Source organism: Deltaproteobacteria bacterium PRO3 (assembly GCA_030263375.1).
Taxonomy (GTDB): domain Bacteria; phylum UBA10199; class UBA10199; order DSSB01; family DSSB01; genus DSSB01.
Genome location: SZOV01000037.1, coordinates 14,005 through 37,481 on the forward strand (window position 1 = coordinate 14,005; position 23,477 = coordinate 37,481).

At 58.7% G+C, this 23,477-nt stretch carries 19 protein-coding genes; 14 read left to right on the forward strand and 5 right to left on the reverse strand.

Annotated elements, in window-relative coordinates; genetic code table 11:
* Positions 1 to 193: 193 nt before the first annotated feature.
* From FBR05_07530 to FBR05_07595, 14 genes are all read left to right on the forward strand, one after another.
* Complete coding sequence (locus FBR05_07530; GenBank protein MDL1872043.1) at positions 194 to 1,885, forward strand: CTP synthase; 1,692 nt, start codon at positions 194 to 196, stop codon at positions 1,883 to 1,885.
* A gap of 84 nt (positions 1,886 to 1,969) precedes the next feature.
* Positions 1,970 to 3,436 carry an RNA polymerase factor sigma-54 gene (gene rpoN, locus FBR05_07535; protein ID MDL1872044.1) on the forward strand — a complete coding sequence of 489 codons (1,467 nt, stop codon included), beginning with the start codon at positions 1,970 to 1,972 and terminating at the stop codon, positions 3,434 to 3,436.
* Between the two features lie 93 nt (positions 3,437 to 3,529).
* Positions 3,530 to 3,868: a ribosome-associated translation inhibitor RaiA gene (gene raiA / locus FBR05_07540; protein MDL1872045.1), complete on the forward strand. Its 339-nt coding sequence runs from the start codon at positions 3,530 to 3,532 to the stop codon at positions 3,866 to 3,868.
* Between the two features lie 274 nt (positions 3,869 to 4,142).
* Positions 4,143 to 4,604: a PTS sugar transporter subunit IIA gene (locus FBR05_07545; GenBank protein MDL1872046.1), complete on the forward strand. Its 462-nt coding sequence runs from the start codon at positions 4,143 to 4,145 to the stop codon at positions 4,602 to 4,604.
* Between the two features lie 54 nt (positions 4,605 to 4,658).
* Positions 4,659 to 5,627, forward strand: a complete 969-nt coding sequence (gene hprK / locus FBR05_07550) for an HPr(Ser) kinase/phosphatase (GenBank protein ID MDL1872047.1) — start codon at positions 4,659 to 4,661, stop codon at positions 5,625 to 5,627.
* Positions 5,609 to 6,505 carry an RNase adapter RapZ gene (gene rapZ, locus FBR05_07555; GenBank protein MDL1872048.1) on the forward strand — a complete coding sequence of 299 codons (897 nt, stop codon included), beginning with the start codon at positions 5,609 to 5,611 and terminating at the stop codon, positions 6,503 to 6,505. The genes hprK and rapZ overlap by 19 nt, the downstream gene beginning before the upstream one ends.
* Before the next feature lie 2 nt (positions 6,506 to 6,507).
* A complete protein-coding gene (locus tag FBR05_07560) occupies positions 6,508 to 6,891 on the forward strand; it encodes a hypothetical protein (protein MDL1872049.1) in 384 nt (127 codons plus the stop codon).
* Between the two features lie 22 nt (positions 6,892 to 6,913).
* Positions 6,914 to 7,186 carry an HPr family phosphocarrier protein gene (locus FBR05_07565; GenBank protein MDL1872050.1) on the forward strand — a complete coding sequence of 91 codons (273 nt, stop codon included), beginning with the start codon at positions 6,914 to 6,916 and terminating at the stop codon, positions 7,184 to 7,186.
* Between the two features lie 14 nt (positions 7,187 to 7,200).
* Positions 7,201 to 9,003: a phosphoenolpyruvate--protein phosphotransferase gene (gene ptsP, locus FBR05_07570; GenBank protein ID MDL1872051.1), complete on the forward strand. Its 1,803-nt coding sequence runs from the start codon at positions 7,201 to 7,203 to the stop codon at positions 9,001 to 9,003.
* Between the two features lie 106 nt (positions 9,004 to 9,109).
* Positions 9,110 to 10,279 carry a methionine adenosyltransferase gene (locus FBR05_07575; protein ID MDL1872052.1) on the forward strand — a complete coding sequence of 390 codons (1,170 nt, stop codon included), beginning with the start codon at positions 9,110 to 9,112 and terminating at the stop codon, positions 10,277 to 10,279.
* A gap of 46 nt (positions 10,280 to 10,325) precedes the next feature.
* Positions 10,326 to 11,582, forward strand: a complete 1,257-nt coding sequence (locus FBR05_07580) for an adenosylhomocysteinase (GenBank protein ID MDL1872053.1) — start codon at positions 10,326 to 10,328, stop codon at positions 11,580 to 11,582.
* An 87-nt stretch (positions 11,583 to 11,669) separates the two neighbouring features.
* Positions 11,670 to 12,545 (forward strand): GGDEF domain-containing protein, encoded by an 876-nt coding sequence (locus tag FBR05_07585; GenBank protein MDL1872054.1) that lies wholly within the window; start codon positions 11,670 to 11,672, stop codon positions 12,543 to 12,545.
* Positions 12,546 to 12,573: 28 nt separating this feature from the next.
* Positions 12,574 to 14,547, forward strand: coding sequence for a hypothetical protein (locus tag FBR05_07590; GenBank protein ID MDL1872055.1), 1,974 nt, complete (start codon positions 12,574 to 12,576; stop codon positions 14,545 to 14,547).
* Between the two features lie 75 nt (positions 14,548 to 14,622).
* Complete coding sequence (locus tag FBR05_07595) at positions 14,623 to 16,683, forward strand: formylglycine-generating enzyme family protein (protein ID MDL1872056.1); 2,061 nt, start codon at positions 14,623 to 14,625, stop codon at positions 16,681 to 16,683.
* A gap of 14 nt (positions 16,684 to 16,697) precedes the next feature.
* Here FBR05_07595 and FBR05_07600 read toward each other — a convergent pair whose 3' ends face one another.
* The 5 genes from FBR05_07600 to FBR05_07620 form a co-directional block, all read right to left on the reverse strand.
* Positions 16,698 to 17,516: a class I SAM-dependent methyltransferase gene (locus FBR05_07600; GenBank protein MDL1872057.1), complete on the reverse strand. Its 819-nt coding sequence runs from the start codon at positions 17,514 to 17,516 to the stop codon at positions 16,698 to 16,700.
* Entirely contained in the window at positions 17,513 to 18,454 is a 942-nt protein-coding gene (locus FBR05_07605) for a glycosyltransferase family 2 protein (protein MDL1872058.1), read from the reverse strand. The genes FBR05_07600 and FBR05_07605 overlap by 4 nt, the downstream gene beginning before the upstream one ends.
* Before the next feature lie 50 nt (positions 18,455 to 18,504).
* The gene (locus FBR05_07610) at positions 18,505 to 20,496 is read right to left on the reverse strand and encodes a hypothetical protein (GenBank protein ID MDL1872059.1); all 1,992 of its coding nucleotides are present in this window, start codon (positions 20,494 to 20,496) and stop codon (positions 18,505 to 18,507) included.
* Positions 20,493 to 21,344, reverse strand: a complete 852-nt coding sequence (gene nadC, locus FBR05_07615) for a carboxylating nicotinate-nucleotide diphosphorylase (protein MDL1872060.1) — start codon at positions 21,342 to 21,344, stop codon at positions 20,493 to 20,495. The genes FBR05_07610 and nadC overlap by 4 nt, the downstream gene beginning before the upstream one ends.
* A gap of 9 nt (positions 21,345 to 21,353) precedes the next feature.
* On the reverse strand, positions 21,354 to 23,477 hold a 2,124-nt coding region (locus tag FBR05_07620), incomplete at its 5' end, for a valine--tRNA ligase (protein MDL1872061.1).

Below are 23,477 nucleotides of genomic sequence, written 5' to 3' on the forward strand. Positions count from 1 at the left end.
CAAATCCTTTGCATGTGCCCCCGGAGAAAAATGTGGATTCGGTAACCTATCGGTGAATTAGGCCAATAGTTGCCTGCCCCATGCCCTTACCCCTGATTTATCCACAAGTTTTTTGCCCCAGCGGCGGTTTTGCTTTTGACGGGCTCGAAGCGCTTTTGTTATAGGAAATAAACCCCTTGCCCGGAGGCCCTTGATGAAAACCAAGTTTATCTTCACGACCGGCGGCGTTGTCAGCTCCCTGGGCAAGGGTCTCGCTACCGCCAGTATCGGGGCGCTGCTCGAAAATCGCGGCCTCAAGATCACCGTCCTCAAGCTCGATCCCTACATCAACGTCGATCCCGGCACCATGAACCCCTTCCAGCACGGCGAGGTCTACGTCACCGACGACGGCGCCGAGACCGACCTCGACCTGGGCCACTACGAGCGCTACACCCACGCCAAGCTGACCAAGCTCAACAACGTCACCACCGGCAAGATTTACTATTCCGTCATTCAAAAAGAGCGGAAGGGCGAGTACCTGGGCAAGACCGTCCAGGTCATCCCCCACATCACCGACGAGATCAAGGCCGCCATCTTGCGCGTCGCCGAGGGCGTCGACCTGGTCATGGTCGAGATCGGCGGCACGGTCGGCGACATCGAAAGCCTCCCCTTCCTCGAGGCCATCCGCCAATTTCGTTACGACGTCGGCAAAGAGAACACCCTGTACATCCACCTGACTTTAGTTCCGTACATCGCGGCCGCGGGCGAGCTGAAGACCAAGCCCTCGCAACACAGCGTGCAAAAGCTCCGCGAGATCGGCATCCAGCCCGACATCCTGCTCTGCCGCACCGAGCAAGACTTGAGCAAAGACATCAAGTCGAAGATCGCCATGTTCTGCAACCTGGCCCCCGACTGCGTCTTCACCGCCAAGGACGTAAGCTCGATCTACGAGGTCCCCCTGCTCTTCCACGAGGAGGGCGTCGACGAAAAGATCGTCGAGCTGCTCAACATCTGGACCCGCACCCCCGACCTGCTCGAGTGGAAAGAATTGGTCGAAAAGATCCACCACCCCCAGCACGAGGTTACCATCGCGGTGGTCGGCAAGTACGTCAACCTGACCGACAGCTACAAAAGCCTCAACGAGGCCCTGAAACACGGCGGTTTTGCCAACGAAACTAAAGTAAACCTTAAATTCTTCGACAGCGAGGATTTGGTCCAGAAGGACCTCGCCAAGGAATTCGAGGGCATCGATGGCATCCTCGTCCCGGGGGGCTTCGGCGACCGCGGAGTCGAGGGGAAGATCAAGGCCATCCAGTACGCCCGCGAAAAGCAGATCCCCTTCTTCGGCATCTGCCTAGGGATGCAGCTGGCCTGCATCGAATTCGCCCGCAACGTCTGCGGCATCCCCAACGCCAACAGCCGCGAATTCGACGAAAACGGCCCCGAGCCGGTCATCGACCTGATGGAAGAGCAAAAAAAGCTTATCAACAAGGGGGCGACGATGCGCCTGGGGGCCTACGCCTGCTCCATCGAGAAGGACACCTTGGCGCAGCGCATCTACCAGGACCGCAACATCTCCGAGCGCCACCGGCACCGCTACGAATTCAACAATATCTACCGCGACCGGCTCCAGGACCGGGGCATGGTCTTCTCGGGGCTCTCCCCCGACGGCGTCCTGGTCGAGATCGTCGAGCTGCCCAGCCACCCCTATTTCATCGCCTGCCAGTTCCATCCCGAGTTCAAATCCCGGCCCATGCACCCCCATCCGCTGTTCAGCCACTTCATCAAGGCCAGCCTGCGCAACGCGCAGCGGCAGCAATGGAACCTGCGCAAGGCCGACGAGAGCCCCTCTTCCGAAAAAAGCAACCAAATTCTCGCCGCCGGCGAGGTAAAATCTTCCTCCTAAAAAACGGCCCAAAGCTTGCATCGCCTTGACAATCCTTTCGCCAGCCTTCTATGATTTTCATAGAAAAAAGGGAGCGAACGATTCATGGCTTTGGAAATCCGACAGAACCTCAAGCTGACGCAATCGCTCGTCATTACCCCGCAACTTCAGCAGGCCATCAAGCTGCTCCAGCTCTCGCAGATGGAGCTGGTCGAGATGGTGCAAAACGAGATGCTCGAGAACCCCCTCTTGGAGGAAGGCCAGGACACGGAAGAAGCCACCCACCAAGACCCGCCCGAGATCGTCGCCGAGCGCGAGGGCCTGGAGGGACAGGCCGAGGACAAGCCGATGGAAAGCCAGGAGGTCGGCGGCAAGGAGGGCGACTTCAAGGAAGAGGCCCCCGATTTCGACTGGGACAACTACCTCAATACCTACAACGCCCCCGAGAACGTCCAAAGCCACATCGAAGAGCTGCCCTCCTACGAAAACACCCTGGCCAGCAAGACCAGCCTCTTCGACCACCTGATGTGGCAGCTGCAGCTCTCCAACTTCGGCGAGCGCGAAAACAGGATCGGCACCTTCATCCTGGGCTGCATCAACGACGACGGCTACCTGCAGGACCCCCTCGAGGACGTCGCCGCCAAGTGCGAGGCGAGCGTCGAAGAGGTCGAGGGGGTGCTGAAGAAGATCCAAGAGTTCGACCCGCCGGGCGTCGGCGCCCGCGACCTCAAAGAATGCCTGATGATCCAGCTCAAGCACCTGGGCCCCGAGCGCGAGATCCTGGCCAAGATGATCGACAACCACCTGCCCCAGCTCGAGCGCAAAGATTACCTGCGCATCGCGAAAGACCTCAAAATATCGCTGGAGCGGGTCCAAGAGCTCGCCAAGATGATCCACGAGCTCGAGCCCAAGCCAGGCCGCGAGTACAGCAGCAGCGAGCCCCAGTACATCACCCCCGACGTCTACGTGAACAAGATCGGCAACGAGTGGGTCGTGGTGCTCAACGAGGACGGTCTGCCCAAGCTCAAGGTGAGTCACCTCTATAAAAACGCGATGGAGGGCAACGGCGCCGCGGCGGCCACCAAAGAATACGTCCAAAACAAGCTGCGCTCCGCGATCTGGCTGATCCGCAGCATCCACCAGCGCCAACGCACCCTGTACCGCACGGCCAAGACCATCGTGAAATTTCAGCAAGAATTCTTCGAGAAGGGCATCAATTACCTCAAGCCGATGATCCTGCGCGACGTCGCCAACGAGATCGAGATGCACGAGTCCACGGTCTCGCGCGTCACGACCAACAAGTACATGCACACGCCCCACGGGATCTTCGAGTTGAAATACTTCTTCAACAGCGGGATCGCGACCTCCGACGGCGATTCGGTCGCCAGCGAGACGATCAAGACCAAGATCAAGGGGCTCATCGCCCAAGAAAATCCCAAAAAGCCCCTCTCCGACCAAGAGATCGTCAAGCTGTTGAAGGACGGCAACATCGACATCGCCCGCCGCACGGTGGCGAAATACCGCGAGATGATGGGCATCCAGCCCTCGTCGAAGCGACGACAACTTTACTAAAACCGTCCGTCCCCTTCGGTCGTGTTTTAGGTTGGACCTCATGACCCAAGTCCTGAAATCGTTTCATCCTCAAACCTTGAAAGGAGCCTCCGCATGAAAACAACGGTGACCTTTCGTCACATGCCCGCTTCCAACGCCCTGCGAACCCACGCCGAGGAGAAGGTTCAAAAATTTTTGAAATACCTCCACGAACCTGTCGACATCCACGTCATCCTGATGGTCGAGAAGATCCGGCAGATCGCCGAAATCAACGTCCAGTCCAAAAATTTCACCGCGCATGGCGTGGAAGAATCGCAAGACATGTATACCTCGATCGACAAGGTCACCTCGAAGGTCGAGGCCCAACTGCGCAAGCACAAGGAGAAGGTGAAGGCCCACAAGAGCGAGACCAAGGCCTACCAGGCCCTCGAGGCGACGCTCCCGCTCGAGTAGTGCTGTCGGGGCGACCTCGTGTTCGCCCTCCCCATGCTTAGCGAATTTTATTCCAAGCCCCGGAGCGTGCCGGTTTTAGGTCCAAAAGACCTCAATCCATCCCGCTCCGGGGCTTTTTATTGCCTTAAATTTTGCCACGATTTCGCTTCAAGCCTGCAAAATTTCATTGTAATTTAAAGGGGTCTATCTTAAAGGCGCATGCCAAAGGGGCTTGGCTTTCGTGGGCCGGCGGCATGCCCGCTCGTTGGTAAATCCGCTGGTTCAGGTATTTGCTATGAAAATTACCAACATCCTGCGCGTCGAATCGATCATCCCCGAGCTGAAATCCCAAGATAAAAACGGGGTTATCAAAGAGTTGGCCGAGGCGGTCGTCCGCTCCGAGCCCTCCCTCTCCCCCGACCGGCTCTACGAGGTCCTGCTCGAGCGCGAAAAGCTGGGCTCCACCGGGATCGGCAGCGGGGTCGCCATCCCGCACGGCAAACTGCCCAACCTCGAGCGCATCGTGGCCGCCTTCGGACGCTCCCACCCCGGGGTCGATTTCGACTCCCAGGACGGCGAGCCCGCCCACCTCTTCTTCGTCCTGGTCGCCCCCGAGAACACCGCCGGCCTGCACCTCAAGGCCCTGGCCAAGCTCTCCCGCCTCCTGAAAGACGCCCAATTTCGGCAAAAGCTCATGGAGGTCCCCGACGCGGCCGCCCTCTTCCGGGCCATCGAGATCGAGGACGACAAGGCTTAAGCCCCGGCTCAGCAAAGGCTTGGAGAATCCCGAAAATCCTGTTATTTTTCCCTCATGATCTCGATCCAGGTCGCGGAACTGATCAAGGACAGCGAATACCACCTCAACCTCGAACTGGTCGCGGGCAAGCAGGGCTTGCTCAAGAAGATCACCATCCCCCGCATCCAAAAGCCGGGCCTGGCCTTGACCGGAGACACCTCCAACCTCCACTCGGGCCGGCTTCAAGTCCTGGGCAAGTCCGAGATCAGCTACCTGAACGGACTCCCCGAGAAGAAACTCCGCTCGGTGGTCGAGAAGATCTGCAAAATCGACCTCTCCGCCATGGTCATCACCCGCGGCAACCCGGTGCCGGACATCCTGGTCGAGGAGGCCGAGAAGAATTCCATCCCGCTGTTTTCGACGAACCTCCTCACCAGCACCTTCATCAACCGGATCACGAAATTCCTCGAGGACAAGCTCACCGCCTCGACCAACGTCCACGGCGTCCTGATGGACGTCTTCGGCGTCGGCATCATGATCATCGGCAAGAGCGGTATCGGCAAGAGCGAGGCCGCCTTGGACCTCATCCTGCGCGGCCACCGCCTGGTCGCCGACGACGTGGTCGAGATCAAGAAAAAGCCGCCCTCCACCCTCTCCGGCATGTCGAGCGAGATCATCAAGTACCACATGGAGATTCGCGGCCTAGGTATCATTAATATTGAAGATTTGTTCGGCGTCGCGGCGATCCGCGACCGCAAGGTCATCGACATCGTGGTCGAGCTGGTCGACTGGGACCCCAAGGCGGAATACGACCGCCTGGGCATGGAAGAGCAGACCTATCCCATCCTCGACGTCCGAGTGCCCTATCTCAAGATCCCCGTGCGGCCGGGCCGCAACGTCACGACCATCATCGAGGTGGCGGCGCGCAACCACCTGCTCAAGCAACGCGGGCACTTCAGCGCCCAGGAGTTCGACGAGAAGCTCTCCCAGGACCTGCAGGCCCGCGACAAGCTCAACAAGACCCTCTGGAACTCCCTCGAGTGAAATCCAAAAAAAGCCATCGACCGCGTTGGATCCTGGTCACCGGGCTCTCGGGCGCGGGCAAGACCACCGCCCTCAAGGTCCTCGAGGACGAGGGCTATTTCAGCATCGACAACCTGCCCCTGGCCCTCCTGCCCCAGCTCTTGGCCATGCTGAAGAAGTCCCCCCGCCACTTCCCCAAGGTGGTCCTGGGCATGGACGCGCGCGAGCGGGGCTTCCTCGACTCCTACGCCGAGGTGCTCAACGCCCTGCGCGAGGCTGGGATCAAGCCGGAGATCCTGTTCTTCGAAAGCCGCCCCGAGGCCCTGGTGCGGCGCTACTCCGAGAGCCGCCGGCCGCACCCCCTGGGGAGGCGGGGTTCGCTGACCAAGGCCATCGCCGAGGAGCGGCGACGCCTGGCGCCCCTGCGCGAGATCGCCACCAAGGTCTTCGACACCAGCGAGTCGAACATCCACAGCCTCAAGCTGGCCCTGCGCCGCTACCTGCACGGCTCGCTGCGCAAGGCCCGGTTTTCGGTGCAGCTGCTCTCCTTCGGCTTCAAAAACGGCATCCCCCCCGAGGCCGACCTGGTCTTCGACGTCCGCTGCTTCCAAAACCCCTATTTCGTCCCGGCCCTGAAGAGGCTTGACGGTCGCTCCCGCCCCGTTCAAAAATTCGTGCTTGAACAAAGGGCGGCGAAGGTGTTCTTGAACCACACGCTTCGTTTGTTGAAATTCTTGTTCCCCTTGTACCAGAAGGAGGGCAAGGCCCAGCTCACCGTCGCCGTTGGCTGCACGGGAGGTCGGCACCGCTCGGTAAGCGTCGTGGAGGCCCTCGAAAAGAAATTGAAAGACCGCCGCTGGGACCTGCACAAGTCCCACCGCGACGTCGCTCAAGGTTAGTCATGCTCGGATACGTCATCGTCACCCATGTCGGCATCGGCCGCGAGATGCTTCGCGCCGTCGAGGAGATCTTGAAAGAGAAGGTCCCGATGGCCGTGGTCGAGGTCGAGTCGCAGCGCCCGCCCGCCGAGGCCCACGACCGCATCGCGGCGGCCGTCGCCGGCTTCCGCGACAAGGACGGGGTGCTGATCCTGACCGACATCTTCGGCGCGACGCCGACCAACCTCTGCCGCGACCTGCTGGCCCAGGGCCGGGTGGCGGTGGTGACCGGGGTCAACCTGCCGATGGTGCTGAAGGCAGCCACGGCGGGGCTCGACAAAAGCGCCGCCGAGGCCGCCGACTTTTTGAAGAATTACGGGTGCGACAACATACGCACCTATCCTTAAACACCCGGGAAGACAACATCGCATGGTCGCCGAAAAAGATCTGTTGATCAAAAACAAACTAGGACTCCACGCCCGCGCCGCCGCCCAGCTGGTCAAGACCGCCAACCGCTTCTCCAGCGAGGTCAAGGTCGAGAAGGACCGCAACACGGTCAACGGCAAGAGCATCATGGGCGTCCTCACGCTGGCCGCGACCTGCGGCAGCACGGTCAAGGTGAAGTGCGAGGGCTCCGACGCCGTCGAGGCCCTCGCGGCCATCGAACAATTGATCGACGCCAAATTCAACGAGGCCGAATAGGCCGTGAAAGGCGCATGAAAACCGACCGCAAAAAGCCGAAAAAGCCCGCACAGGGCCTGGAACTGGCGGGCATCGTCGCCTCGCCGGGCATCTGCATCGGCGAGGCCTTCGTCCTCGAGAAGACCAGCCTCAACCTGCCGCGCTACTGGGTCAACAACAAGGAAATCCAGCCCGAGATCGACCGCTTCCATAAGGCCCTGGCCAAGGCCAAGGTCGAGATGGAGCGCATCAAGGACAAGCTCTGCAAGTTCGACGGGAAAGAGCAGATCCACATCCTCGAGGCCTACAGCATGATCCTCCAGGACGAGATGCTCACCCAAAACACCGTCCAGTCGATCAAGAACGAGCACATCAACGCCGAGTGGGCCCTCTACAAGAACCTCGAGAAGGTGAAGACGGTCTTCCAGGACGTCGCCGAGGGCCACTTCCGCGAGCGCACCAGCGACCTCGACTACATTGGCGAGCGCATTCTGAGCCACTTGGCCGGCAAGTCCGAGGACCTGTTCAAAAACATCCCCCCGGCTTCGATCATCGTGGCCCACGACCTCTCGCCCGCCGAGGCCGCGCAGCTCATCAAGTTCAAGATCAAGGGCATCGTCACCGAGATCGGCGGCAAGACCAGCCACACCGCGATCATCTCGCGGGCCCTCGAGATCCCGGCGGTGGTCGGCTGCGCCGGCGTCACCCAGCGCGCCCACAGCGGTGATAAAATGATCGTCGACGGCGGCAACGGCATCGTCATCCTCAACCCCAGCCCCAAGCAGGAAAAGGAATTCGAGGCCAACCGCCTGCACGAAAACGCCCTGCAGAAGGTCCTGCTGAAAGACATCCACCTGCCGGCCGAGACCCGCGACGGCTACCGGGTGCGCTTGGCCGCCAACATGGAGCTCACCGAGGAGATCCATTCGATCAAAGAGCACGGCGCCGAGGGCGTCGGCCTCTATCGCACCGAATTCCTCTTCCTCAACCGCAAGCAGCCCCCGACCGAGGAGGAGCACTTCGAAAACTACAAGAAGGTGCTCAAGTCGATCTACCCACACTACACGACCATCCGTACCCTGGACATCGGCGGCGACAAGATCCCGACCAACCACAACTACGAGACCGAGACCAATCCCGCGCTAGGCTTGCGCGCGATCCGCTTCTGCTTCAAGGAAAAACAGATCTTCAAGACCCAGCTGCGGGCCATGCTTCGGGCCAGCGTCTACGGCAAGCTCAAGATCCTCCTGCCGATGATCACCGACCTCGAGGAGCTTAGGAAGGCGAAGAACATCCTCGAGGAGGTGAAGCACGACCTGGAGCGCGACAAGGTCGACTACGACCCGCGGGTCAAGGTTGGCATCATGATCGAGGTGCCCTCGGCGGTGATGGTCGCCGACGAGCTGGCGCGGGAGGTGGACTTCTTCAGCATCGGCACCAATGACCTCATCCAGTACACGCTGGCGATCGACCGGGGCAACGAGAACGTCGCCTACCTCTACCGCCCCCTGCACCCCGCCGTCCTGCGCATGCTGCGCATGGCGATCGACGCCGCCCACCGCGAGCAGATCGAGGTCAGCGTCTGCGGCGAGATGGCCGGCGAGCCCCTTTTCATCCTGATCCTGCTCGGCTTCGGCTTAAACGAGCTCTCGATGAACGCCCTCTCCATCCCCAAGGCCAAAAAGATCATCCGCTCGGTCGATTACACCGCCGCCCGGGCCCTTTTGGAAAAAACCCTCCTGATGCGCACGGCCACCGAGATGGCCAGCTTCGTCAAACGCGAGCTGCACCAGCTACTGGGCGAAAATTTCAAGGAATATTCCCTCCAATCGCCTTGACAATTCCGCCGTTTTGACTAGTTTCGGCCCCGATTTGGGCAAAATCTCTCAAATCCTCAAGCAATGGTTCGGCCCCCGGGCCGCCGCAGTCGAAAAAGGCGAATTCATGAATAATTCCAAATACTTGTTTTCTTCCGAATCCGTGACCGAGGGCCACCCCGACAAGATCGCCGATCAGATCTCCGACGCCGTGCTCGACGCCATCCTGGCCAAGGACACCAAGGCCCGCGTCGCCTGCGAGACCTTGGTGAAGACCGGCTTCGCGATGGTCGCCGGCGAGATCACCACCACCGCCACCGTCGACTTCTCCGAGATCGTCCGCAAGACGATCAAAGAGATCGGCTACGACGACAGCCGCAAGGGCTTCGACTACGAGACCTGCGGCGTCCTGGTCGCCATCGACAAGCAGTCGCCGGACATCTCCCAAGGCGTCACCGAGGGCGAAGGGCTCTTCAAAGAGCAGGGCGCGGGCGACCAGGGCTTGATGTTCGGCTACGCGACCGACGAGACGCCCGAGTTCATGCCGGCGCCGATCGACTTCGCGCACCGCCTCACGCTAAAATTGGCCGAGCTGCGCAAAAACGGTACCCTGCCCTGGCTGCGCCCCGACGGCAAATCCCAGGTCACCATCGAGTACGACGGCGACAAGGTGGTCCGGATCGACACGGTGGTCTTGAGCACTCAGCACAGCCCCGAGGTCGAGCACAAGACGATCCAGGAGGCCCTGATCGAGCAGGTCGCCAAGAAGTGCCTGCCCGCGGAGCTTTTGGACAAGAACACGCGCTTCCTGATCAACCCCACCGGGCGTTTTGTCATCGGCGGGCCGCAGGGCGACTGCGGTCTGACGGGCCGCAAGATCATCGTCGACACCTACGGCGGCATGGGCCACCACGGCGGCGGCGCCTTCAGCGGCAAGGACCCCTCCAAGGTCGACCGCTCGGCCTGCTATATGGCGCGCTACATCGCCAAGAACATCGTCGCCGCCAAGCTGGCCAAACGGGCCGAGGTGCAGATCGCCTACGCGATTGGTTTCCCCGATCCGGTCAGCGTGATGGTCAACACCTACGGCACCAGCGAGATCCCGGGCGACAAACTTACCCAGGCGGTGCGCGAGGTGTTTCAGCTGAAGCCCGCGGGCCTGATCCGCGAGTTGAACCTGCTGCGGCCCATCTACCAAAAGACCGCCGCCTACGGGCATTTCGGCCGCAACGATCCCGACTTCCACTGGGAGAAGACGGACAAGGTCGCGGCCTTGAAGAAAGTTTTAAATTTCTAAATGTAAGGGCGAACCTCGTGTTCGCCCCCGACAAAGGACCTCCCGCATGAACTCCGACATCCGCGACAAAAGCTTAAGCAACAAAGGCAAGCTCCGCATGGAATGGGCCGAGCGCGACATGCCCGTCCTGCGCCAGATCAAGCAGCGCTTTCACAACGAGAAGCCCCTGAAGGGCCTCAAGATCGCCGCCTGCCTCCACGTCACGACCGAGACGGGCAATCTGATGGTCACGCTTAAAGAGGGCGGCGCCGACGTCACGCTCTGCGCCAGCAACCCGCTTTCGACGCAAGACGATCTGGCCGCGGCCCTGGTCGTCGAGTACGGTATTCCCGTCTTCGCGATCAAGGGCGAGGACAAAGAGACCTACTACAAGCACATCACCCAGGCCCTCGAGTTCGGCCCCCACATGACGATGGACGACGGCGCCGACCTGGTCAGCTACATCCACACCGAGGGCGTCGCCCTGCTGCCCAATATCCTCGGCGGCACGGAAGAGACCACCACCGGCGTCATCCGCCTGAAGAGCATGGCCCGCGACAAGGCCCTCAAATACCCGATCATCGCGGTCAACAACGCCGACACCAAGCATTTCTTCGACAACCGCTACGGAACCGGCCAATCCACGCTGGACGGCATTTTGCGGGCGACCAACCGGCTCTTCGCCGGCTCCTCCTTCGTCGTCGCGGGCTACGGCTACTGCGGCCGCGGCCTGGCCGAGCGCGCCCGCGGCATGGGCGCCAAGGTGATCGTCACCGAGGTCAACCCGCTGCGCGCCCTCGAGGCGGTGATGGACGGCTACCAGGTGATGCCCATGGAGCAGGCCGCCGCGCTGGGCGACTTCTTCGTCACCGTCACCGGCAACAAGGGCGTGATCCGCAAGGAGCACTTCGAGGTCATGAAGGACGGGGCGGTGGTGGCCAACAGCGGCCACTTCAACGTCGAGATCGACATCCCGGCCCTGGAAGAGCTGGCCAAGGGCAAGCGCGAGATCCGCGACTTCGTCGATGAGTACAGCCTGCCGGGCAACCGCAAGGTCTACCTCTTGGGCGAAGGCCGACTGATCAACCTGGCCAGCGCCGAGGGACACCCCAGCCAGGTCATGGACATGAGCTTCGCCAACCAGGCCCTCTGCGCCGAGTACATGGCGAAGAACCACAAGACCCTCGAGAAGCAGGTCTACGACGTGCCCAAGCCGATCGACACCGAGATCTCCCGGCTGAAGCTGAAGGCCCTGGGGGTCAAGATCGACGTGTTGAGCCCCGAGCAGGAGCGGTATCTCGCCAGCTGGCAAGAAGGAACATAGGGGCGAACCTTGTGTTCCCCCCTACATTCATCTTTACCTCCCGCGCAAAACGCCTCATAATTTAATGGCCTTAACGCGGAGGTTTTCTTGATCCAGCTGCACCGCAAGCTCTTCATCGCCGCCCTGATCGCCGGCATCGGGCTTTTGCACTATTCCTGCCAGCTCTACCTGGTCCAGCACACCAAGCTGCACAACGTCTTCCTGACCTTCCTCTACGTCCCGATCCTCCTCTCCGCCTTCTGGTGGGGCCTGCGCGGGGGCGGGCTCGTCGGCCTGGTCTGCGCCGCGATCAACTTGATCGAATTGGCCCGCTGGTGGAACCCCAACGACGACTACCACTACAACCGCCTCGCCCAACCCATCCTCTTCGTCTTCCTGGGCCTATTGCTCGGCGCCCTGGTCGACCGCGAGCGCCGCGCCAAGCATGAAAAGCGCCTCGCCGAGGAGCGGGCCCAGCAAGAATTCCAAAAGGCCATACAAGACCCGCTGACCCTAGCCTACAACCGCCGCCACCTCGACAAGACCCTGGGCGAGTTTTGGAACATGGCCCGCGAGGGCGGCGCGCCCTTCTCGCTGCTGATGATCGACTTGAACAATTTCAAGACGATCAACGACCGCTTCGGCCACGCGGTGGGCGACCGGGTGCTGCAATCGACCGTCCACAACGTCTTCAACAACACCCGCAAGACCGACATGGTCTTCCGCTATGGCGGCGACGAATTTCTCCTCCTGCTGCCCATGACCCGGGGCGAATTCGCCCTCAACCTGGCCAACCGCCTGCGCGAGGAGTTCTCCAAGCTCACCTTCCGCGGCCCGGACCGCGAGACCCTGAAGGCGGACTTCAGCATTGGGGTGATCGAGTACAAACCCGAGCTCCAAAGTCTCCAAGAAATGTTCCAGAAACTGGACGAGGCCTTGTACCGGGCCAAAAAAGAAATCTCTCGAATTTCGCTGGCCAGCTGAACTCTCCGCGCGTAAATCTGAAATTCCCATGATCCCTATCTGGTATCGATGCTTGGGCTTACTGCCGTTTTTCAGCTTGGCGTGGATCTTTCTTTCTAACATGGATACTTTCCGCTCCGCCTGGCGACGGCTCCCGGCATCACTTACCTTGGGAACCGCATTTCTAATCGGATTCACAGCCCTTTCCGGAGAATTCACCCGTCATTTGGCGACCTCATATTGGTTAGGATCGGGAGCGGCCCTGTCGGGAATCGCCTTCTTAACGCTCTACCGTCGCAAATTCACTTCGGCGGAATGGAAAATTGCATGGGATCCCTGGCTGACCGCGATCTTTTTCGCGATTTTATGTATTACCATCACTGTCACCCGCATTGCGTGGCGATTTGCCTTCCATGACCAAATGTGGATCCAAGCACATCCACCACTTGTGGAATCCTTGCTTAGGGACAATTTCCCCCCGGACCTTATGGCTTTTCCTGGGATCCCCCTCAAATACCATTGGGGAGCGGATCTCTTCGGCGCCCTGATGAGTTATTGCCTGGGATTGGCCGGCTACCAGGCCATTGACGTCACAATGGCCTTCGGAATCCTACTTTGGCAGTGGAATATTTATCTGTTCTGCAGGCTATTGGGATTAAGCCGTGCCTTCTCTTTAGTCGGATTGCTATGGGTAGTCCTTGGAGCAGGATGGGGATATTTGCTTCAACCTTGGTTGCAAACTCAAGGAGGAGTTTCCATACTCTGGCCGGGCAGCCAAATAGTATTCGGTAGGCATCTCAGCCCCGGCAATCTTTACAATTTTTTTATGACACCCTACAGCCTCGGCATGGGATTCTTCTTCGGGCTTCTTTCCATCGCCCTGGAAGGGTTTCGATCCAAAAACATCGCAGCATGGACGGCGTTTTCCTGGCTGCTAGGGGTTGTCTCTTTCATCCAGGTGTCGTTTTTTCCCACTCTCCTGTGTGGAATTCTTGCGGCTATCGTCCTGGAAGTGCTTTTCAGACAATCCTCGTGGAAACAGGCCTTGCTACGGGTATCTCTGGTAACAATAATTTCCCTAGGCCTTGCCTATTCCCTGGGGGGATTTTTTACACAGTCCAACAACTATGAGAAAGGCCTGCTCCTCTTCACCTGGCCTCCCGGCTACCTTTCCAATGCGACGGTCGGTGGACATCTCCCGATCGATTTTAAACAGGCTTCTCTTTGGTATTTGGCGAGCATGGGATCGGTACTTATCCTTATCTTTCCATGTTCGGTTTACTTGGCAAAGGACTCTTGGAAAAAACGAGAACCGATCATGTTCTTGTTATTGGTCGTCCTGCTCCAATCCATGTTGATTCCTCAATTCTTTCGTTACAAATTGTCCTGGGATATCATTAAATGGTTCATCAGCCTTCAAATCGTTGCCCAAACCCTAATCGTAATTACCTGGAGTAAATTGGCGGGACGCATCCGTATACTTGGAGCTGTGTTCATTATTTTCTTGCTCTTGGATTGCATTCCTACCGTTCGGTTCGCCTACACGCTTGCTTTTGCCACCCCTCAACAGGCGGGAACAGGTTACAAAGCATGGTGGAGTCGCATGATTACCGCCCCTTCACCTGGATTGACGCAATTAATTTCGCTCCTCAAATCCGGGTCTTCGAAAGAGCTGCTCATCGGACACTACGAGCTGGTGCAAGCCCTAACGCTTCATTCCGGCCAAGCCACCGCCTGGTTCGATCAAAACACCTATATGTTTGGAGTCAAACAAAGCATCCTCGATGCTAGAAAGGCCTTGACCACACCCGGAAAGGACGATCCTCCATTGGAAGAATGGCGACGTTTTGGAATTTCTTGGTGGATCTTCCCCTGTAAAGAATCCGGAAACTGGTCCGATACAGCCAAGACTAAGTTGGCCAAATGGATTGCCAACGCCGAAGTCAAAAAATACATGATCCAAGAAGGCAGGATATGCTGGGAGGCCTACCGAAGCAAACCCCTGAATTTTAATGAAAAATAATGACGTTTTTATAGCAACTCTTTGTAAAAATATCCGAATTTTAATTCCAGGTAAGGAAAAGATTGGAATAACTCCATGTCACCTCCGCATCTCCGAACCACCTCCCTCGAACCTAAACCATCTCAAACTCTTGGCCGGGAAACTGATGTTCGTGATTATGGCACCCGTGATGTCGAGACCTCACGGGATCGATTCACCCAAGAATTTCGGGAGTCCCTCCTGAGAGATGCCTTCAGCGACGCCCCCAGACAAAGACCAGGTATATTCGACGAATCTCCATGGAGATATTCCCTATTGGCATTACCGGGAATTCTGAGCGGGTGTAGCAACCACCCACCCTTGATTGGGGAAGGATCTCCGAGCTCGGACGGAGGCGGTCCATCGGATTCTGGCCGTCCTCCTCGCGATGCAGGCACTCCCGACGTAGACATCCCCGATGCCGGGGGAGACGCGGATGCCGAGCCTCCGCCGACTTGCCAGGTACGCTTGCCGATGGCGGTACTATTTTACGATTGCGTTGATATGGCGGGTGAAGGCGAGGGACCTACCCGGGTGTGCCTGTCTGAACAAAAGTTCGGCGGCGACATCGCCGCGACTCACAGTTTCATCGAGGCGGGGATGGCATCGCTTCGTCACTTATACTCTTCGGGATGTTCGCCCTTTGCCCTAGACCCCGTCATTTTCTATCCGGAACGTACCTTAAACGCGCGACTTGGTTCTCCGGAATTGGAATTCAGAGTAACGGCCTTTGGTACGGACGGAACCCCTTTGTATAATTACACCCACTTGCCGAACAGACTGCGTGACGATATCTCGGCCTTGGGAGATGACCCGTCACGATTCGGCATTTACACTGTCTTCAACGGCTGGAGCAACGCCATCCTGCCTTCCGCCCAGCCGGGTACATACTATCTGCATACCCAACCGACTCCTCCATACGCCGTCACCAGCCTCAACCTCCACGAAGGCACGATGCCAGACGTTCCGGCAACCCTCAAATGGACCATGCGGCACGAGGGATTTCATGGCGCCCAAGCGGTCGCCCTGCGTCACGGTTTCACGAGACCGCTGCAGGTCCATGATCGAGCTCCGATTTGCGAGGGTGGGGGCGACAGCTCATGGTTGTGCATGTCCGAATACGATACGGACGGAGTCCCCATGCATGTGGAGGATTGGCAAGAAGCCCTGGGGCCGTTGGGGGTCCCGCTTGCTTGCGACGATCCCAGTTGGCAAGCTCAATGCGCGGAGACCTCTGCTGTCATGTGTGGCGGCATCGAATGCCCCACCCTTCCTTCGTTCTCCGCATTATGCAACCCTCAAAGTTTTTGCGAATACCACCCCACCGCGGTTGCGGCACCCTGGCAAAACTATAATTCCTATATCTACGTACCGCCCGGGTCTACATTCAACATGGGCACAAATCCGGATGACCCCGGCCACCAAGCCAATGAAGCCCCGGTAGTGGCGATAAACTTCAGCCGTGGTTATTTCATCGGTCAATACGAGGCCACCATCGAGGCCTATGAGGCCTGTCGCGCGGCCGGAGCTTGCCTGGCTCGAGACTACGAGACATGGGACGCAAACGGATGGGGTATGAATCATTCCGCTTCGCGGCCGCTGCACCCCGTCAACTCCTTGAACGGAAATTCCGCCTTCGCGCTATGCGAATATCTCATCCCCGGGGGGCGCCTGCCCATCAGGCCCGAGTGGGAATTCGCCGCCAGAGGACCGGCATCCTATCTATACCCCCACGGAAACACGGAGCCAACCTGCGTAGATCAGCAAGCTGGCTTCAACATGCTTGGAACCCCTGCGGGCTATGGATGCGGCACGGGAGGTACCCATCCTGTCAACGCCATGCCCAACGGCGTCTCCCCCATAGGAGCCTGGAACATGTCCGGGAATGTTTGGGAATGGACCGCCGGCTGTTGGAACGACGACTATTCCTCCTTCCCTGCCAGCGGCTATTCGAGCCCGGAATGCCCAAGCAAATACTTCGCGGATTTAGCCGGCGGGGGCTTCAACGATTCGGCATTACGCGTGAGACCGGCCTCGAGACATAGGGCATATATATACCTTGCCAATTCGAACGTGGGGGTCCGTTGCGCCGCCTCGGCTTCCTGGGTCTACGAATAATCCTGTTTTTGCGCTTATTTGGTCAACACGATGACGGTATTCCAACAAAAATACCGCAAAGGCGGGAATACTTTTAGGAAGAGTTTATCCAGCGCGTTGAGAAAGGCGAAGGTTCGGCTAAACTTCGGGGCGTCCTTGATCACTTTCTTCCAATACCGCTCTTTGGCGGGATTGGCTCGCTCGATCAGGTAAAAATAAATAAAAATCCACAGAGTGAAGAACCAGAACTCCCGATGGGTTCCAGTGCTAAAATAGGGATACATCTCTTTCAAGTCCTTGAACCGGAATGGGCGTTCGTCCGGGGTACGCACGGTCCGGGCGATATGCCGATAGATGTTGATAATCGGATTATAGGAAAGTGGCTCGATGAAAACCGCTTTTCCACCTGGTTTGAGTACACGTGCGGCCTCTTGAACGGCCTTTCGGAAATCCACATGATGCAACACCCCGTTGCCGTAGACGAAGTCGAATGATCCGTCGGCATAGTCTATTTTTTCGGCGGTCATGCGATGGGCATCGACCTTGACTCCGTACTTTTCGGCGACTCTGCTGACGACCTCAACCATGCCGTTGGAGATGTCGGTAGCTACCACCTCCGCCCCCTGCAAAGCGAAATAAACCGAACCCTCCCCCGCCCCACAGCCCAACTCTAAAATCCGCCTTCCCTTCATCTCGCCCATCTGCTCGAGGGCATATTGGTTCTCGAGGGCGGTGGAGGCCTCGAAGCTCTCCCGGACCAATATTTCGTTTAAATCCATCGACTTGGCCCACTCGTCGTGGAATGCCTCCTCGCTGATCTGTCTTTCAGTCTGTTGCGCCTGGCTCTCTGTCATGGCTCCAATCCTTCCTGCTCATCGACGATATAGATCGGGCGCTGTTTCACCTCGTCGCTGATCCTACCGATGTACTCGCCCACTACGCCCAGAGTGATCAACTGAACGCCTCCAAAGAAGAAAATCGCGGTCATGGTAGAAGCCCATCCGATAATAGGCTTGTCGGTGAATATCTTCATTCCCAAGATGTAAAGTATATATAAGAGGGAAATCCCGCTGATCCAAAAGCCCATGTGGCCGGCAATCTGCAAGGGCACATTGGAGAAAGAGGTAATCCCGTCCAGGGCTAATTTGAACATCTTGCCAAGACTGTACTTCGTCTCGCCGGAATGCCGGGGGTCTCTCACATATTCGACTCCGATCTGCCGAAACCCCAACCAGCTCACCATCCCCCGGACATAACGGTGTCGCTCCCGCAGTTTATTGAAGACGATCACGGCCTTGCGGCTCATTAAGCGAAAATCCCCCACATCAACAGGGATCGAAAATCCCGTCAAATAGCGAAGCAAGCGATAAAACACCTTCGCCGTGGCCTTCTTGAAAAAGCCTTCCCCCTGACGCCGGCTGCGCACGGCATAGACGACTTCGTATCCTTCGCGAAATTTTTGATAAAGGCTTGGAATGATCTCGGGAGGATCCTGCAAATCGGCATCGATGATGACGACCGCCTCTCCGGAGGAAGCATCCAATCCCGCCGTCACAGCGATTTGGTGACCGAAATTTCGGGAAAATGACAGATATTTGACCTCCGGATCCTTCTCACGCAGAGCTTTCACCTTGGCAAGCGTGGTATCCGAGCTTCCGTCGTTGATGAAGAGATATTCCGCGGGGCCGAGGGAGGAAAGCGCGGCCTTGAGCCTTTGATAGAGAAGGTCGATGTTGCTCGCCTCGTTGTATACCGGGATGACCACCGAAATATTTGGCCTAGAAGCGGACATGGCCTCGAATTATACCCGGCGACTGAGTGATTACCAAGCGAATGATAGTGTCAAAAATCAGGTATATTGACGGACCTCCGGCGCTCCTCTACGGAATCCCACATACGGAAAGCCCGGATACAGCCCCGACGTCCGACGTCCACCGATATATCTTGGACCTCAGGACGTTCCTTCATCTCTTCCAAAAAGGCCTGCCACTCCGCGGCGCGAGATTTAACCTCCCCACAGGTAAAAGCCACCCACTTCACCCGAAGCGAGCGGAGGGTCTCCCAATCGGGAGCCTTGTCCAAACGTTTCAACCATTCCTCTCGAATCCGGATCTTTTCTCGGCTGACCGGCATTGCATAGGTGTTTTGGTCCATTTGCAGGGTGGGGAGACCGGTAAAAAGTGCAATCTTAAGACTCGTATCCGGGCTGCTCCAGACCATTCCCCACGGATCCGGATCGGAGAGGATGCGTTCGACGAGGGACTTCAAGGGACCCTCCAAACGGGGTTGGCCGTAAGCGGCGATCCTCAGTTCCGCGCGCGTAAAACTACGGGGATGCTTAAGCGCAAGATCCGTCAAGAATTTTACGGGGGTAACCATGCTGAACCCGATTAGGCCCGTGACGCAAAGGTATCGCGTCCAAGAACGAAGGGCCCAGGGCACAACCAGCGAGGCCATCAGTAATTTTCCGGAGAATTCGAAACCAAAATACCATTTAATGATGTCCCAACTGTAGGAATAGCGAAAAAATAGGGGAACCAAGAAGCACAGGACGGAAAATGCGGCTAGCAGAGAATACGTCGCCTGTCTTTTTCGGATGGCGGCGACCCAGAGGATGGGGATGAGGAATAAAATGAGCCCGAATCCGCTCAGATACCAAGTCAGGGCTTGAGTCCAGTTCAAAGGAAACCGAGATCCCCAATATTCGTAGCGCAAGTAACTGGGAGGCCAAGAAAAAAGGATAGGTTGATTCTCTAAATTACTCGAAAACTGGAAAAAACCTCCCAATGCAAAGGCTCCAAACAAGGCCAGACCCCCAACCAAAACGCCCACAAACAGGGCCTGCAGCCTATTTTGCGAACCGCAAACCAGGTAATAAGCGAATACAAGGCCCAATGCCGCCAACAAAGTCAGAAACAGCATGACTTGAGCCAGACTTAGCGCCGCCAATATCGCGACACCAACAGCCAAAGCCCAGGGGTTTTTCCTCTCGAACCATGTCTTGAACAGCAGGATCGCCCCGAGAAACAACCCAATGCCTAAGCCCATCGGATGCTGGAAGAAGTACATCATGAAGTGAGGATGCACCCCTCGACGCAAGACGAACATCTGCTGCCAATGAGGTATCTGGAATAAATCACCCATGCCTGGGTCGTTTTTCGAGAGGAACCAGCTCAGACCTCCCGTCAAGGTCACCAGGGCCAAAGCCATTGTCCAGCCTACGCGAGGAACCACGAGCTGCTTGAGAAAAAACAAGAACACGCCGACAAACGAAACCCAACTGAATAAAGTTGCAAGGTCGACCCCGAGATACCCCGGAAGCCCGAAGGCCAATGAGAAATATGCTGCGATTAAATTGAAACCGTAATGATACCGGTAAGGAATTTCGGGAAACGCCGTAAAAGACGGAGGAAAATTGCCGCGGAGAATCGATTCGACGACGGGAAGATGGGCTTGAAGACGCACCTCGTCGTAGATGGAATATTTCAATGAAACCGTCGCTACTAGGCCTGTGATAAGAACTACGAGCAATATCCACGGTAGATCGCGAAGGCTAACCTCGAGTCGAAAGCGAAGTGGCTGCCGATGCCTTCTCGAGCCGAGGAAGGCCACTGCAGCGATTCCGGCGCTCAGGAGACTGCCCCAAAAAACACCATGCGGAAAGTCTCGAATAACCCGGCCTATCAATCCCACAAACAAGAGGATACATCCGGAGGACAAGACCGGGACGATCGCCAAAGTTTCCCAAAAGGACTCTGTTCGAAAGGCTCTCCTGGCGAGCACAAAGGCCAGTACCACGAATGGAATCAAGCTGCAGATCGCGAGGATGTTCATGACTTGGGGGAGTTCATATCGAGCTCCAAACTAATATCCGCGGCGGGCGCGGAGTGCGTCAAGGCCCCTACCGAAACGAAATCGACGCCCGTGGCCGCGATCGAGCGGACGTTCTTCAGGCTGACGCCGCCCGAGGCCTCGAGGACGGCGCGTCCCGCGGTCCGCCGGACCGCCTCGGCCAGTCGCGTGACCGGCATGTTGTCGAGCAGGATGCGGCGGGCTCCGGCGTCGAGCGCCTCGGCCAATTCCCGCAGGTTCTTTACCTCGACGATGATTTGGCGCTTGCCCTTCAACCCGGCCAACCGGGCCAGGGCCTCGCGCACCGAGCCCGCCACGACCAGGTGATTATCCTTCGCCATCGCCGCCGAGCGCAAATCAAAACGGTGGTTGACCCCGCCGCCGGCGGCCACCGCGTAGCGCTCCAGCAGGCGCAGGCCCGGCGTGGTCTTGCGGGTGTCGAGGATCTTCGCCCGCGTGCCGCGGACCGCGGCGACGAAGCGCCGGGTCAGGGTAGCGATGCCGCAGAGCCGTTGGAGGAAATTGAGGGCGACGCGCTCGCCCGAGAGCAGGGCGCGGGCGGGGCCGGAGAGCTCGGCCAGGACGGCGCCTTTTTTCAAGGGGGCGCCTTCTTGGAATTTCGCGCGGATCTTGATTTTTGGATCCAGCAGGCGGAAGGTCGCGGCGACGAGGGGCAGGCCGCAGAGGACCATGTCTTGCTTGGCGAGCAGGACGGCCTTGGCCTTGAGATTCTTGGGGACGATGGCGCGGGTGGTGATGTCGTCGAAGGCCGCGTCCTCGCGGAGGGCGTTGAGGCAGAGGCGCTGGATTTCGGGGGCGGGTAGTTTCATCGGTTCCCCCTATAACAACTCGAGGGCCTCGTGGATCTCTTGGATCTTCTTGCGGTACATCGCCTCTTTCTCGCGGTTCTCCTCGAGAAGCTCCGCCGGGGCCTTCGAGAGGAACTCGGCGTTGCCCAGCATCTTCAGCGTCGCCGCCAGGCCATTGTTGAGCTTGGCCAACTCCTTCTCTTGCCGCAGGCGTTCTTTTTGCAGATCCACCACGCTCTTCAGGTCGACCCAGACGACAATATCCTTATATCGTGTCACGCCTCGAGCAACACCTTTCTCCTCCCGTATTCGAGAATCGTTGAGCGAAAATTGCTTTAAACGCGTTAGATTCCCGGCTGAAAAGGCAATATCCTCAAATTGATCAGCGACGGCTGGATCCGAAGTAAAGACAACAGCCCTGTTTAACACGCTAGCATCCTGCACCCCCGTCTCCTTCCGGATCTGCCGGATCTTCTCGACGATGGCGGTAAGGGCCTCGATGCGCTCTTCCGCGGCGCGGAACTCGGCCCGGCGCGGCGCCGGCAGCGCCTGGGGGAATTTAGCCGTCGCCAGCAGGGCTGTGCCGCGCGGCGCCAGCTTCTGCCAGAGCTCCTCGCTTAAGAAGGGCATGAAGGGGTGCAGCAGGCGCAGGCTTTGGTCCAGCACCAGGGCCGCGACCGTCGCCAGCTCGCGGCGCACCTCGGCGTCCTCGGACTTGAGCCCCGGCTTGATCAGCTCGAGAAACCAATCGCAATAAGTCCCCCAGAAGAAATGGTAGGTCGCCATCGCCGCGTCGTTGAAGCGATACTCCGCGATTCCCCGGCGCACGCCCTCGACCGCCTCCGAGAGCTTCGCCAGGATCCACCGGCCGATGTCGTGCTTGGCCTCGAAGCGCGCCGGATCGAAGTCGATCTGGGCCAAGGCCCCCAAATCCGCGTGCGGCAGGGCCATCGTCTGCACGAAGCGCGCCGCGTTCCAGATCTTGTTGCAGAAATTGCGGTAGCCCAGGATGCGCTCTTCCGAGAGCTTGATGTCGCGGCCCTGGGCCGCGAAGGCCGCCAGGGTGAAGCGGAAGGCGTCGGTGCCGAATTTTTCCATCACCTCCAGCGGGTCGATGACGTTGCCCTTGCTCTTGCTCATCTTCTGCCCCTGCGCGTCGCGGATCAGGGCGTGGATGTAGACGTCGCGGAAGGGCACCTCGCCCGTGAAGTGGATCCCCATCATCATCATCCGGGCGACCCAGAAGAAGATGATGTCGAAGCCGGTCACCAGGCAGGAGGTCGGGTAATAGGCCTTGAGCCGCGGGGTCTTCTCGGGCCAGCCCAGGGTCGAGAAGGGCCAGAGGGCCGAAGAGAACCAGGTATCGAGGACGTCGCTCTCCTGGCGCAGGTCGTCGTGTCCGCAGTGCGGACAGACCTTGAGATCGCTGCGCGAGACGATGACGCCGTCGCTGGGGTGCTCGTTTTCGGCGCAACGCCCGCAATACCAGGCCGGGATGCGGTGCCCCCACCAGATCTGGCGGCTGACGCACCAATCGCGGATGTTCTCCATCCAGTGAAAATAAGTGTTTTCCCAATGTTGCGGAACGATGCGGGTCTTGCCGCTGCGCACCGCCTGGATGGCGGGCTTGGCGAGCGGCTCGGTCTTCACGAACCACTGCATCGAGAGATAGGGCTCGACGACCGTCTTGCAGCGGTAGCAGTGCCCCACCGAGGCCTTGTGCTCGTCGACCTTGAGCAAGAGCCCCCGCTCTTCCAGCTCTTTGACGATCCGGGCGCGGGCCTCGAAGCGGTCGAGGCCCTCGAAGGGCCCCGCCTGGTCGTTCATCCGGGCGTCGGGCGTGAAGACGTTGACGCGCTCGAGGCCGTGGCGGTTGCCGACCTCGAAGTCGTTGAAGTCGTGGGCGGGCGTGACCTTCACGGCCCCGCTGCCGAAGCTTGCGTCGACCATCGCGTCGGCCACGATGGGGATGAGGCGTTTGACGAAGGGCAACTCGACCCGCTTGCCCACCAAATGCTTGTAGCGCGCGTCGTCGGGGTGCACCGCGACGGCGGTGTCGCCCAAGAGCGTCTCGGGCCGGGTGGTGGCGACGGTCACGCAGTCCTGCGGGTCGGCCTCCAGCGGGTAGCGGATGTGCCAAAGATGCGAGTTAAC